13 protein-coding genes, 1 tRNA gene and 4 pseudogenes are annotated in these 12,490 nt (G+C 73.8%); 10 read left to right on the forward strand and 8 right to left on the reverse strand.

Annotated elements, in window-relative coordinates; translation table 11 throughout:
- Window positions 1–137: 137 nt before the first annotated feature.
- Window positions 138–521 (forward strand): annotated as a pseudogene (locus U6N30_RS02365) (phosphoenolpyruvate carboxylase); the annotation flags it as partial.
- A gap of 104 nt (window positions 522–625) precedes the next feature.
- Window positions 626–2,816: pseudogene (ppc, locus tag U6N30_RS02370) on the forward strand (phosphoenolpyruvate carboxylase).
- Window positions 2,817–2,846: 30 nt separating this feature from the next.
- On the opposite strand, the gene U6N30_RS02375 reads toward ppc, so the two are convergent.
- Entirely contained in the window at window positions 2,847–4,262 is a 1,416-nt protein-coding gene (locus U6N30_RS02375) for an FAD-dependent oxidoreductase (protein WP_324275981.1), read from the reverse strand.
- Between the two features lie 70 nt (window positions 4,263–4,332).
- Between U6N30_RS02375 and U6N30_RS02380 the strand changes: the two genes are divergently transcribed.
- Window positions 4,333–4,641: a putative quinol monooxygenase gene (locus tag U6N30_RS02380; RefSeq protein ID WP_324275982.1), complete on the forward strand. Its 309-nt coding sequence runs from the start codon at window positions 4,333–4,335 to the stop codon at window positions 4,639–4,641.
- Between the two features lie 3 nt (window positions 4,642–4,644).
- Here U6N30_RS02380 and U6N30_RS02385 read toward each other — a convergent pair whose 3' ends face one another.
- The 6 genes and pseudogenes from U6N30_RS02385 to U6N30_RS02415 all read right to left on the reverse strand — a co-directional run bounded on the left by U6N30_RS02385 (window position 4,645) and on the right by U6N30_RS02415 (window position 8,103).
- Window positions 4,645–5,412 (reverse strand): glycoside hydrolase family 25 domain-containing protein, encoded by a 768-nt coding sequence (locus U6N30_RS02385; protein WP_324275983.1) that lies wholly within the window; start codon window positions 5,410–5,412, stop codon window positions 4,645–4,647.
- Between the two features lie 118 nt (window positions 5,413–5,530).
- Entirely contained in the window at window positions 5,531–6,070 is a 540-nt protein-coding gene (locus tag U6N30_RS02390) for a zinc finger domain-containing protein (protein WP_324278136.1), read from the reverse strand.
- Window positions 5,982–6,338, reverse strand: coding sequence for a DNA-formamidopyrimidine glycosylase family protein (locus U6N30_RS02395; protein ID WP_324275984.1), 357 nt, complete (start codon window positions 6,336–6,338; stop codon window positions 5,982–5,984). Before U6N30_RS02395 ends, U6N30_RS02390 begins: the two co-directional genes overlap by 89 nt.
- Window positions 6,339–6,377: 39 nt before the next feature.
- A pseudogene (locus U6N30_RS02405) lies at window positions 6,378–7,618 on the reverse strand (cryptochrome/photolyase family protein).
- Window positions 7,612–7,746, reverse strand: a pseudogene (locus tag U6N30_RS02410) (deoxyribodipyrimidine photo-lyase); the annotation flags it as partial. The pseudogenes U6N30_RS02410 and U6N30_RS02405, both read right to left, overlap by 7 nt.
- 36 nt (window positions 7,747–7,782) lie before the next feature.
- On the reverse strand, window positions 7,783–8,103 hold the full coding sequence (locus U6N30_RS02415) for a GNAT family N-acetyltransferase (protein ID WP_324275986.1): 321 nt from the start codon (window positions 8,101–8,103) through the stop codon (window positions 7,783–7,785).
- A gap of 181 nt (window positions 8,104–8,284) precedes the next feature.
- On the opposite strand from U6N30_RS02415, the gene U6N30_RS02420 reads away from it, so the two are divergent.
- The 3 genes from U6N30_RS02420 to U6N30_RS02430 all read left to right on the forward strand — a co-directional run bounded on the left by U6N30_RS02420 (window position 8,285) and on the right by U6N30_RS02430 (window position 9,730).
- Window positions 8,285–8,357, forward strand: a tRNA-Arg gene (locus U6N30_RS02420).
- Window positions 8,358–8,451: 94 nt separating this feature from the next.
- Complete coding sequence (locus tag U6N30_RS02425; RefSeq protein ID WP_324275987.1) at window positions 8,452–9,240, forward strand: hypothetical protein; 789 nt, start codon at window positions 8,452–8,454, stop codon at window positions 9,238–9,240.
- A gap of 43 nt (window positions 9,241–9,283) precedes the next feature.
- Complete coding sequence (locus tag U6N30_RS02430; protein WP_324275988.1) at window positions 9,284–9,730, forward strand: SRPBCC family protein; 447 nt, start codon at window positions 9,284–9,286, stop codon at window positions 9,728–9,730.
- Between the two features lie 39 nt (window positions 9,731–9,769).
- Here U6N30_RS02430 and U6N30_RS02435 read toward each other — a convergent pair whose 3' ends face one another.
- Window positions 9,770–11,170 (reverse strand): FAD-binding oxidoreductase, encoded by a 1,401-nt coding sequence (locus tag U6N30_RS02435; protein ID WP_324275989.1) that lies wholly within the window; start codon window positions 11,168–11,170, stop codon window positions 9,770–9,772.
- A 158-nt stretch (window positions 11,171–11,328) separates the two neighbouring features.
- Between U6N30_RS02435 and U6N30_RS02440 the strand changes: the two genes are divergently transcribed.
- From U6N30_RS02440 to U6N30_RS02455, 4 genes are read left to right on the forward strand one after another with little or no spacing between them, the layout of a single operon-like run.
- Complete coding sequence (locus U6N30_RS02440; protein ID WP_324275990.1) at window positions 11,329–11,739, forward strand: Sir2 family NAD-dependent protein deacetylase; 411 nt, start codon at window positions 11,329–11,331, stop codon at window positions 11,737–11,739.
- Entirely contained in the window at window positions 11,646–12,020 is a 375-nt protein-coding gene (locus tag U6N30_RS02445; RefSeq protein ID WP_324275991.1) for a Sir2 family NAD-dependent protein deacetylase, read from the forward strand. Before U6N30_RS02440 ends, U6N30_RS02445 begins: the two co-directional genes overlap by 94 nt.
- The gene (locus U6N30_RS02450; protein WP_324275992.1) at window positions 12,002–12,184 is read left to right on the forward strand and encodes a hypothetical protein; all 183 of its coding nucleotides are present in this window, start codon (window positions 12,002–12,004) and stop codon (window positions 12,182–12,184) included. Before U6N30_RS02445 ends, U6N30_RS02450 begins: the two co-directional genes overlap by 19 nt.
- Window positions 12,181–12,486, forward strand: coding sequence for a biopolymer transporter Tol (locus tag U6N30_RS02455; protein WP_324275993.1), 306 nt, complete (start codon window positions 12,181–12,183; stop codon window positions 12,484–12,486). The genes U6N30_RS02450 and U6N30_RS02455 overlap by 4 nt, the downstream gene beginning before the upstream one ends.
- Window positions 12,487–12,490: the final 4 nt, after the last annotated feature.

A 12,490-nucleotide genomic window follows, 5' to 3' on the forward strand; every position in this document is an offset into this window, starting at 1 on the left:
CCGGATACTGCCCCCGTGTCCGAAGCCACTGTCGACGTCGCCGACCTCCGTTCCTCCGGTTCCGCAGAAGGGGCCGGCCGGGCCGACGAGGCCCCCTCCGGGACGACATCCGTCTGCTGGGTCGCGTCCTCGGCGAGGTGATCGGCTCGCAGGCCGGCCAGGACGTCCTGGACCTGGTCGAGTCCACCCGCGTCGAGGCGTTCAAGATCCGTCGCTCCGAGGTGGACCGCGCCGAGCTGGCGGAGCGACTGTCGGAGCTGGACGTCCGGTCGGCCAATCACGTGATCCGGGCGTTCAGCCACTTCTCGGTGCTGGCCAACCTGGCCGAGGACATCCACCACGAGCGCCGCCGCCGGCATCACCGCCGCGAAGGCTCACCGCCGCAGGCCGGCAGCCTGGCCGCGTCGATGGCGCTGATCGACGCGGCCGACCTGAGCGCTGACGTCGTGGCCCGGGAGCTCGCCGGCGCACTGGTCTGCCCGGTGGTGACCGCGCACCCCACCGAGGTGCGGCGCAAGACGATCTCGCAGGTCCAGCAGCAGGTCGCCGAACTCATCCGGCAGCGCGACCGTGCCGCCGGGGGCGAGCTCGACGACGCGCAGTGGGGGCGCAGCTGTGGCGCTCGGTGCTCACGCTCTGGCAGACGGCGCTGCTGCGGCTGTCCCGGCTGCGGCTGCAGGACGAGATCGACGAGGCGCTGCGCTACTACGACCTGTCGCTGTTCGAGGTCGTCCCCGCCATCAACGCCGAGCTGCGACGGGCCCTGGACGAGCGCTGGCCGGACGCCGGGCTGCTGCGCCGGCCGATGCTGCTGCCCGGTTCCTGGATCGGCGGGGACCGTGACGGCAACCCGTTCGTCACCGCCGACGCGCTCCGGCGGGCCACCAGCCGGCAGGCCGAGACGGCGCTGGCCCACTACCTGGACGAGCTGGAGGCGCTGCGCACCGAGCTGTCCATGTCCGACCGGTTGGTCACGCCGACACCCGAGCTGTACCACCTGGCCGAGGCCTCGCGGGACGACTCCCGTTCCGTGCCGACGAGCCCTACCGCAGGGCGCTCAACGGGATCTCGGCCCGGCTGGCCCACACCGCGCACGGCGTGCTGGGTCGCATCCCGGGTCCCGCGGCGCGCACCCCGCTGTCGGCGTACGGGTCGCCGGACGAGCTGCGCGCCGACCTCGACGTCGTCGACGTCTCGCTGCGCAGCCACGGCGCCGGCCCGCTCGCCGACGACCGGCTGCTGCGGCTGCGGGAGGCCGTCGAGGTGTTCGGCTTCCACCTGTGCGGGCTGGACATGCGGCAGAACTCTGCCGTCCACGAGGAGGTCGTCGGCGAACTGCTGGCCTGGGCCGGCGTGTGCGGCGACTACGCCTCGCTCGACGAGGCGGCTCGCGTGCAGCTGCTCGCCGGGGAGCTGACCCTGCGCCGTCCGCTGGTGCGGCCGGATGCCGAGCTCTCCGAGACCGCCCGCGGCGAGCTCGACGTGCTGATCGCGGCCGCCGAGCAGGTCGCGCTGCTGGGCCCGCGCACCATCCCCAACTACGTCATCAGCATGTGCGAATCGGTCAGCGACGTCCTCGAGGTCGCCGTCCTGCTCAAGGAGGTCGGCCTGCTGGACCCGGCCGCCGATGCCGGCCCGACGTCGTCGGTCGGCATCTCGCCGCTGTTCGAGACGATCGACGACCTCAGGGCCGCGGGGACGACGCTGGCCGCCATGCTCGACCAGCCGCTGTACCGCTCGCTGGTCGCCTCCCGGGGCGACGCGCAGGAGGTCATGCTCGGCTACAGCGACAGCAACAAGGACGGCGGCTACCTCGCCGCCAACTGGGCGCTGTACCGGGCCGAGCTGGACCTGGTGGAGGTCGCGCGTGCCGAGGGATCCGGCTCCGGCTGTTCCACGGCCGTGGCGGGACGGTGGGCCGCGGTGGCGGGCCGAGCTACGAGGCGATCCGCGCCCAGCCGCCGGGCGCGGTCGCCGGCGCGCTGCGGATCACCGAGCAGGGTGAGGTCATCGCGGCCAAGTACGCCGACCCGGGCCTGGCCCGGCGCAACCTCGAGGCCCTCGTCGCCGCGACGCTGGAGGCCAGCCTCCTCGACATCGAGGGGCTCGGCGACGACGCGGAGCCGGCCTACGCGCTGCTCGACGACCTGGCCGGCCGCGCGCAGCGGGCCTACCGGGCGCTGGTGCACGAGACGCCCGGCTTCGTCGAGTGGTTCCGGGCGGCCACCCCGATCAAGGAGCTCGGCGAGCTCAACATCGGCAGCCGGCCGCCCTCGCGGAAGGCCGGGGACTCGATCTCCGACCTGCGCGCGATCCCGTGGGTGTTCAGCTGGTCGCAGGCCCGCATCATGCTGCCCGGCTGGTACGGCACCGGTTCGGCGCTGGAGTCCTGGGTCGAGGGGGACGAGGAGAAGCTCGACCGGTTGCGCGAGCTGCACCGCACCTGGCCGTTCTTCCGGACCGTCCTCTCCAACATGGGCATGGTGCTGGCCAAGACCGATCTCGGCCTGGCGGCGCGCTACGCGGAGCTGGTGCCCGACGAGGAGCTGCGGGCGCGGGTCTTCGACCAGATCACCGCCGAGCACGAGCGCACCTGCCGGATGGTCCTGGCGATCACCGGCGACGACCAGCTCCTGGCCGACAACCCGTCGCTGGCGCGGTCGATCCGCAACCGCTTCCCCTACCTGGAGCCGCTGCACCACCTGCAGGTGGAGATGCTGCGCCGGCGCCGCGCGGGCGAGGACGACGAGCTGACCAGCCGCAACATCCACCTGACGATCAACGGGATCGCGACGGCCCTGCGCAACAGCGGCTGAGCTACCGGGTGGCGGCTCGGACGGCGGCCATCAGTGTCTCCCGCTCGTGCAGCGTCGTCCGGGCCCGCCCGCGGCTGGCGCCGAGCGCGGTCTCGGCGGCGTCGATCGCCCGCCAGTCGTCGAGCAGCACCGGCTCCGCGCCCCGGGCGACCAGCGTGTCCACCAGGTCGTCAACGGGGCCGGCGGCGCGCAGCACGCCGTCGGCCGCGTCGGCCAGGAGGGCGGCGATGGTCTCCCGGGCGTCGTGCTTGTTGTGCCCGACGACGCCGCTCGGCCCACGCTTGATCCACCCCGCGACGTACTCGCCCGGGGCCACCGTCCCGTCGCGCAGCACCCGGCCGGACTCGTTCGGCACGGTGCCCGACCGCTCGTCCACCGGCAGCCCGGGCAGCGGAGGCCGCGGTAGCCGACCGAGCGGACGACGAGGTCGGCCGGGAGCGCCTCCAGCTCGCCGGTGCCCATCGCCCGGCCGTCGCCGTCGACCGCGGTGCGCTCCACCTCGACGCCGGTCACCCGGTCCTCGCCCAGCAGCCGCACCGGCCGGCGGAAGAACCGCAGCCGCAGGCGGACACGACCGGTCGTGGCGGTGTGGTCAGCCCAGCCGCGCAGCACCGCGAGGTTGCGGCTCACGTTCCGGTCGGTGGCGGCCCGCTCCTCGCTCCCGGGGTCGAGCTCCAGGTCCGCCGGGTCGACCAGCACCGTCGCATCGGCCAGCCCGTCGAGCTCGCGCAGCTCCTGGGTGGTGAACGTGGCCTGCGCCGGACCCCGGCGGCCCAGGACCGTCACCTCCTCCACCGGGGCGGCGGCGAGGACGTCGAGCACGTGCTGCGGCATGTCGGTCGGCTCGAGCTCCTCCGCCGTCCGCGACAGCACCCGCGCGACGTCCAGGGCCACGTTCCCGACCCCGACGACGACGACCGACCGGACGCCGGCCAGCGCCGCCTCCACCCGCGCCCGGTCGGCATCGGGATGGCCGGTGTACCAGGCGACCAGGTCGGTGGCGGCGAGGCTGCCCGGCAGCTGCTCGCCCTCGATGCCGAGCTGCCGGTCCAGGGAGGCGCCGTAGGTGTAGACGACCGCGTCCACGTGCCGCCGCAGCTCCGCCAGCGTGATGTCGGTGCCGACGTCGACGTTGCCCACGAAGCGGACCAGGGGATCCTCCAGGCTGCGGTGCAGGGTGTCCCGGATGGCCCGCATCTTCGGGTGGTCGGGGGCGATCCCGTGCCGCACCAGGCCGAACGGCGTCGGCAGCCGGTCGATCAGGTCCACCGCGACCGGGACGGCGTCCTGCCGGGTGAGGGCGTCGGCCGCGTAGATGCCCGCAGGCCCGGCGCCGACGACCGCGATGCGCAGCGGGTGCCGCGGAGACGGGGAGGGGCCGACGGGGGAGGCACGGAACCGTCGGCGGACACGACTGGCATCCTGACCCCTCCGGGCCCTTCGCACCAGTGCAGGGGCCCGGACGCCGGTCCCGGGCCATGGTCCGGTCCGCCCGAACCCGCCTCAGGAGGCCCTCGTGTCCGTCGTCGTCGTCGCCACCGTCACCCCCAAGCCCGACCGGGCCGATGAGGTGCGCGAGGCGATCCTGGCCGCCGTCCCGAAGGTGCACGCCGAGCCGGGCTGCGAGCTGTACGCGCTGCACGAGGGCGACGGCACGTTCGTCATGGTCGAGCGCTGGGAGAGCCCGGAGGCGCTGAAGGTGCACGGCCGCGCGGAGGCGCTCACCACGCTCGGTGGCGAGCTGGCCGACAAGCTGGCCGCGCCGCTGGACGTGCGCCGGCTGGCGCCGGTCCCCGCCGGCGACGCCGACAAGGGCGCGCTGTAGCCCTCAGTCGCAGGAGGTGTTGTGGTCCAGGTCGTCGCGGACGTACTGGCTGAGGACCACGTCACCGTCCGGCACCAGCGGGTCGTCGTCGCAGGTGGCTTCCGCCTGCTCGAGGGTCAGCGAGCCGGCCAGCCAGCTGTCCAGGTCGGCCAGCACGCTGTCGTCGTCGACCTCGCCGACGATCTGCGACCACTGGTAGCCGGTGGAGTAGATCCCGACCTCCGCCTCGCGGGAGAGCAGGTACTCCGTCATGCCCTCGAGCGTCGCCCGGTTGCGGGCGCGGGCGTCGTCGGAGCCGTACTGCCAGGTGTTCATCGTCTCGACGTCCAGCCACCAGACGTAGCGGGCCGGCTGGCTGTCGAGCCGCGCCGCGCGCGCCGCGGGGGTGAAGAAGGACAGCACGCTGTTCTGGGCCCGCTCCCAGCCGTACTGCCACGAGCAGGCCGTGGAGTTGGTGCCGTCGCAGCTGCCGTAGGGCGTCGCACCCTGGTCCGGCCACGTCGTCACGCGGTCGAGCAGCTGGCCGGGGTTGGCGGTGTTCAGGTACAGCTGGGCGGGCGGCTGGTCATCGACCTCACCGGAGGACTCCCAGGCCCAGGTCAGCTGCTCCTGCAGGCAGGGATTGGCCCGGGTGGACAGCCCGCCGTTGACCCCGACGACGGCGAAGGCGCGGTCGCGCGGCAGGTCGGTGTCGCACTGCGGATAGGAGACGTCGTAGCCGACGGTCGTGGGTGCGGCCGATGCGGTAGCGGGCACGGCCAGGGCCGCCATCGCCCCGAGGGCGACGACGGCGACCCTCCACGGTGACGACGGCATCGTTATCGAACCTACACGCGCGACGCCGGGAGGCACACCAAGATCGGCCGGTCGCATAACCCCTGGTGGGGTCTCAGACGGCCTGGCAGACCGGGCACCAGTACAGATTGCGCCCCACCATCACCTCGGTGCGGATCTCGGTGCCGCAGATCCGGCACGGCAGGCCGGTGCGGCGGTAGACGTAGTGGGCGTCGTCGCGCTGCACCGGGCTCCGGCGGCGGCTCCGGTCCTCGGCGCGGGTGGTGACGATGCGGCCCATCCGCACCCCCGAGCGCAGCAGCATGACGAGGTCGACCCACATCTCCTGCCAGAGCGGCGCCTCGACGGCGCGGCCCGGGCGGAACGGGGAGACCCCGTGCCGGAAGAGCAGCTCGGCGCGGTAGACGTTGCCCACGCCGGCGAGCACCGACTGGTCCATCAGCAGGGCACCGATCGCGGTCCGGCTGCGGGCGATGCGGCTGTGCGCGATGCCGCCGTCCGCGCGGGGCGCAGCGGGTCCGGGCCGAGCCGCGCCAGGATCGCGGTCACCTCCGGGGTTGCCAGCACCTCGCAGGCGGTGGGGCCGCGGAGGTCGGCCCACGCGCCGGCTCCGTCGGGGCCGTCGGCGGTCCACCGCATGCGCAGCGCGCCCCTGGCCGGGGTGGCTCCCCGGTGCCGCGGACGAACGTGCCGTACAGCCCCAGGTGGACGTGCAGGACGTCGCCGCCGAAGTCGGCGAAGAGGTGCTTGCCGTAGGAGAAGACCTTCCGGAGCACGCGGCCGTCGAGCAGCGCGGCGCCGGCCGCGAACCGCCCCTGGGGGCTGGTGACGTGCACCGGGCGGCCGGCGAAGGTCTGCTGGTGGTCGCGGGCGAGGCGGTAGAGCGTGTGCCCCTCAGGCACGGTCGGTCCTCCGGGTGGTCGCGACGTCGCGGCTCGGGGTCACCCCGACCGCACCTGCTGGTAGCGGGCGAGCGCGACCTGCCGCTCCGCCGCGTGGTCCACCACCGGCTCGGGATAGCCGGCCGGGAGACCGCCGGGAGCCAGCCACGGCTCGTGCACGAAGCCGGTCGGCACGTCGCGGAGCTCGGGCACCCAGCGCCGCACGTACTCGCCCTCGGGGTCGAACTGCTTGCCCTGCCGGGTCGGGTTGAACACGCGGTAGTAGGGCGAGGCGTCGGTGCCCGTACCCGCGACCCACTGCCAGCCGTGGTTGTTGCTGGCCAGGTCGCCGTCGACCAGGTGCTGGAGGAAGTGGTGCGCCCCCGCCGCCAGTCCAGGTGCAGGTCCTTGACCAGGAACGACGCCACGATCATGCGCACCCGGTTGTGCACGTAGGCCTCGCCGTGGAGCTGGCGCATCCCGGCGTCGACGATCGGATAGCCGGTGCGGCCCTCCGCCCAGGCGGTCCACAGCGCCTCGGTGTCCGGGCCGCTGTCGTACTCGATCGAGCCGGTCCGCGGGTCGAGCGGCTCGCGCGCCGACTCCGGCCGGTGCCACACCACATCGGCGTAGAACTCGCGCCAGGCGAGCTCGTCGGTGAAGCGGCGCACCGCCTCGTCGTCGCCCGCGACCCCCGCCAGGTCGGCCAGCAGGGTCCGGGGGTGGATGCAGCCGTACTTCAGGTACGCCGACAGCCGGCTGGTGCCGTCGGTGGCCGGCCGGTTGCGGGTCCCCGGGTAGCCGGGCAGCAGCTCGTCGCGGAACCGCTCCCAGGCCGCCAGTGCGGCGGCCTCCCCGGCGGGAGGAAGGCGGGTCCCGGCAAGGTCCTGGCCGGGCGGCAGGTCCTCCGACGGCACGCCACGGGTCCAGCGGTTCCGGTCGGGACGCGGTGCCGGCGCGCGCCAGCCGTGCGCGCGCCAGGCCCGGGCGAACGGGGAGAAGACCTTGAAGGGAGTGCCGTCGCTCTTCGTCACCCGCCCCGGGGTGACCGCGTACGGGGAGCCGGTGCGGACCAGCGGGACCTCGCCGAGGGCCTGCTCGACGGCGGTGTCGCGGCGCCGGCCGTACGGACCGGCGTCCGCCGACACGTGCACCGCGGTCGCCCCGACGTCCCGGACCAGCGCCGGGAGGATCGCGGCCGGGTCGCCCGCCCGCACGACCAGTGCATCGTCGAGGATTCCGACAGTGCCTCCAGGCAGTTCCGCAGGAACTGCCGGCGCGGTGCACCCGACGGCCGCCACAGCGCCGGGTCGACGACGAAGACGGGCAGCACGTCGCCGTCCCGTCCGGCGTCGTCGAGCGCGGCCAGCAGGGCGGGGTGGTCGCCCAGCCGGAGGTCGCGGCGGAACCACAGCAGCGACGTCGGCACCTGCGGAGCGTAGGCAGGTGCCGCGCCGGCCGCAGATCAGCGGTCGGCGGTCTCCAGGCCGAAGTGCGGCCGGTCGTCGGCGGCCACCAGGTCCATCTGCTCGGGATGCTGCTGGATGTAGTGCCGGATGAACGAGCAGTACGGGAGGACGGTGAGCCCGCGCTCACGAGCGGCGTCGAGGACTCCGGCCACCAGGGTGGTGCCGACGCCGCGGCCGCCGACGCCCGGGTCGACCTCGGTGTGCGGAAGGGTCATCGTGGTGCCGTCGACGTGGTAACTGGCCAGACCCACGACCCGGCCGTCGAGCTGGATCTCGAAGCGTCCCCTCTCGGGGACATCCACCACCTGCATGTCCATGATGCTCGTCCTTCCGTCTTCCCCCGGCGCCGTTGCCGGAGCCTGACGTCTACCCGGACGGTAGTCCCGAGACGCGTCGGTTCGCCTCACCACTGGTGACGAGTCGGGTGTGCCGAGTGTTCCCGGGACCACCGGATAGCCTCTTCGCATCGGCGCGGCGGTCACCTGCTGCCACGCCGCCGCCCCCGTAGCTCAGGGGATAGAGCATCGGTTTCCTAAACCGTGTGTCGCAGGTTCGAATCCTGCCGGGGGCACCTGGGTGTCCGGCGCCGGTTCCGTTCGGGACCGGCGACCGGACGCCGTCCAGGCTGGTGGCCGGTGGCTCCCGGGCGTAGCGTCCTCCTCACTGTGCACTGGATCACGGTCGAGGTTTTCGACGGCGCGACGTCCGCCGCCGGGTGGGCCCGGGTGTGGCACGACCGGCTCATCGAGGCGGCGGTGACCAGCCGCGCCGTCTTCTGGGACGAGCACGAGCACCGGTGGGGCGTCGTCCTGGAGTTCACCTTCGACGACGACCGCCGTCGCGACGCCTTCCGCGAGGTCCCGGTCCTGCTCGCCGCCCTCGACGCGGCCCCGGACCCCGTGAACGGCGTCCTGGTATACCCGCACCGCGGGGCGGTTCCGGCAGCCGGCAGCCACGGCGTCCGCGGCCCGTGCTGGGGAGCGGCGCCGCCGAGCTCCCGGTACCGGCGGTCGACGAGGCCGTGCTGCCCTGCGCGGCGTGGCCCGTCGGCCGACCGTCGTCCTGACCCCGTCCGGCGAACTACCGTCGGCGGCATGGTGCTGGTCGTCCTCGAGCTGGTGGTGATCCTCGCCCTGGTCGCCGCACTCGTCTGGGCGCTCCGGAACGCGCAGCGACCGGCCACGACGGCGGCGCTGCCCTCGCGGCAGCGGGCAGAGCTGGCCGCGGCCATCGAGCGGGCGCGATGGCTGCCCGCCCACGACGAGCTGGACGGCGCGACCCGGGTGATGGTCCGGCGGACCTACATCGGGCTCGACGGCCGGCCCGAGGTGCTCGACGAGCGGGTGCTGGAGACGTTCCCGGCGCAGGACCCGGCCTGGGAGGCCCGGTTCACCGAGGCGATGGCGGCCGCGCGCTACCGCTGCACCTACCTGAACGCCGAGGAGGCGGGGTAGCCGGTCGGAAGAGCCGGAAGCCGCGGACGGCAGGATGGGGCGCATGAGCCAGGTCGTCGCCACTGCCGAACGAGTCGTCGGAGCACCCGCGGAGCAGGTGCGTGCCGCCCTCGCCGACTACGAGGGTGCCCGCCGACGCGTGCTGCCCGAGCAGTTCAGCGACTACCGCGTCGAGGCCGGCGGGCAGGGTGCCGGCACCCGCGTGCACTGGCGGTTCGCGGCCACCTCCAAGCGGGTGCGCGACCAGCTCGTGGTGGTCACCGAGCCCACCGCCGACTCGCTCGTGGAGTCCGACGAGAACTCGTCCATGGTCACCACCTGGACGGTGCTGCCGGCGGACGCCGGTGTGTCGACGGTTCGGGTGCGGACCACCTGGAACGGCGCCGGCGGCATCGGCGGGTTCTTCGAGCGGACGTTCGCCCCGAAGGGCTTGCGCCGCGTGTACGACCAGCTGCTCGAACGGCTCGAGGCGGAGCTCGTGTCGCGCTGACCCCGACGGCAGGCGTCCACCGGCCCGGCGCCGGACCGGTCAGCCCCGGTTGCCCCGTGGCGACGGCACGGGCGAGGGCTCGATGTTCTGGTTCAGGTGGAACAGGTTTCCGGGGTCGTAGCGCCGTTTGACCTCCGTGAGCCGCTGGTGGTTGGCGCCGTAGTTGTCCGGCGCTTTGTGCTGGTCGTCCGACGAGGCGAAGTTGACGTAGCCGCCGGTCTCGGAGTGCGGCTCGATGGCCGCGTAGTAGCTCCGCACCCAGGCGATGTTGTCCTCGTTCTCGGCCGGATCGGGCCACATGCCGGCGATGTTGGCCACGTAGCGGGCGTCGCGATGGCCGAACGCCGTCGCGTCGGAGGGCACCTCCTGCACCGCCGCGTCGAGGGTGTACATGTGCATGGCGCAGGTGACGGCCGGCATCCGGGCACCCATCTCCATGTGCGCCGCGATGGCGTCGTCGGAGAGTTCGGTGACGAAGGCGTTCTTCCAGTAGTGCTGCAGGCCGGGCGGCAGCAGCGGGTCGAACAGCGCGTTCAGTGCCGGATAGGGCATCGGCGCGACCATCTCGGCGGCCGGGGTGGCCACCTGGCGGAACCGGTCGTAGAACCGCTGCCCGGAGTCCGGGTCACCTGTCCAGCAGGAGATGACGACGGCGAACGGCTGCCCGACCCGGTCCTCGGGGATGAACGGCAACGGCGGCGCCAGGTGCATCGCCGGGTAGCCGCCGTACTCCCGCGGGGCCTCGTCGAGCATGTCGTCGAAGAACCGGAAGACGGCCGGCCCGTCGGCCAGTTCGAAGAACATGAGCCCGACGAGGACGTCGCCGATGGGGTGCAGCCGATAGGTGAAGTCGGTGACGACGCCGAAGTTGCCACCGCCGCCGCGCAATGCCCAGAACAGATCCGGGTACTCGGTCTCGCTCGCGGTCAGCCGGCTGCCGTCGGCGGTGACCACGCGCGCCGACAGCAGGTTGTCGCACGACAGCCCGTGTGCGCGGCCGAGATAGCCGACCCCGCCACCGAGGGTCAGCCCGGCGATCCCCGTGGTGGAGATGATCCCGCCGGTGGTGGCCAGGCCGTGGGCCGCGGTGACGTCGTTGAACCGACCCCAGGTGGTGCCGCCGCCGGCGCTCGCCGTCCGTCGGGCATCGTCGACCTGCACCGACTGCATGGGGGACAGGTCGGCGACGATCGCGCCGTCGGCGGTGCCGAACCCGGGCACGCTGTGGGCGCCACCACGGACGGCGAGGTCCATGCGCTGCTCGGCGGCCAGTCGCACCACGGCGACCACGTCCTCCTCCGTCGCACAGCGGACGACCGCGGCGGGGTGTGCGTCGATCATCCCGTTGTAGACCCGGCGTGCCTCCTCGTACTCCGGATGCCCCGGTCGGATGACCGTGCCGGTCACCCGGTCCGCAAGGGCCGTCAGTGCCTGCGTCATGGCTGCTCCCGCGTCCGACTGCTCGATGCGTGCGCACCCGCGGTCCGGGAGCGCACGGACAGCGGCATCGACGCTAGGGGCACGGCCGAGGAGCCCGACACGGTCGGAGGTCCCTGTCCGGCGCGGCACGGGCGGCGATCAGAGGGGACGATGGCCCGGTGACCGCCGCGCCTCTCGCCGATCCCGGCCAGGACGTCGCGCTGGACGCCCTCGCCGACCTGCTGGCCGACGGGGAGTGCGTCGTCCTCTCCGGGGCGGGCCTGTCCACGGACTCCGGCATCCCCGACTACCGGGGCGCCAGTGGGAGCCTCCGCCGGCACACGCCGATGACCTACCAGACCTTCACCCGCGACCCGAGTGGCCGGCACCGGTACTGGGCCCGCAGCTTCGTGGGCTGGCGCCAGATCCGGGAGGCCCGGCCGAACGACGGGCACCGGGCCGTGGGCGAGCTGCAGGCCGCGGGGCTGCTCGGGGAGTGGTCACGCAGAACGTCGACGGGCTGCACCAGGCCGGCGGGGCGAGCGACGTCGTCGAGTTGCACGGCGGCCTCGACCGGACGGTCTGCCTGAACTGCGGCGACGTGGCGTCCAGGGCGGGGCTCGACGTGCGGCTCCAGGAGGCCAACCCGCACTTCGGGCCGCGGACCGACGAGATCAACCCCGACGGCGATGCGGAGCTGCCCGACGAGGTTCTCGACGGGTTCGTCATGGTCGGCTGCGTCGTCTGCGGGGCAGGACCGCTCAAGCCCGACGTCGTCTTCTTCGGGAGACCGTGCCCCGCGACCGGGTGGACCGGTGCTTCGGTCTGGTCGAGTCGGCGGGCAGCCTGCTGGTGCTGGGGTCGTCCCTGACCGTGATGAGCGGCTACCGCTTCGTGCTGCGGGCGGCCAAGCTCGGGATCCCGGTGGGGATCGTGAACGTCGGGCCCACCCGCGGGGACGCCAAGGCCGACGTCCGCGTCGACGCGCCGCTGGGCGTCGTCCTGCCGGCGCTCGCCGCCCGCCTGACCGGATGAGCCGCGACGTCGAGCGCACCGACGACGGGCGCTACGTCGTGGTCGACGGACGGCGGTGGCGGACGGCGGACCCGGCGCTCCCCGACGACGTGCGGGAGCGGCTGCTGCACCACCTCGGGGTGGCGCGGTCGGGGGTGCGGACGGCGGGCCGTGCCGGGGACGACGACGCCGTCGCCGCGGCCCGCGCCCGGGTGCAGCTGGCCAAGACGGGGCTGGGCGAGCGCGGGCCGGCGTGGTGGGAGCAGGACGACGACGCCCGGCGGGACCGCTGGGAGTCCGCGCTGCGCGCGCTGGAGGCCTGAGCGA

The organism is Blastococcus brunescens, from assembly GCF_035320885.1.
Taxonomy (GTDB): Bacteria; Actinomycetota; Actinomycetes; order Mycobacteriales; family Geodermatophilaceae; genus Blastococcus_B; species Blastococcus_B brunescens.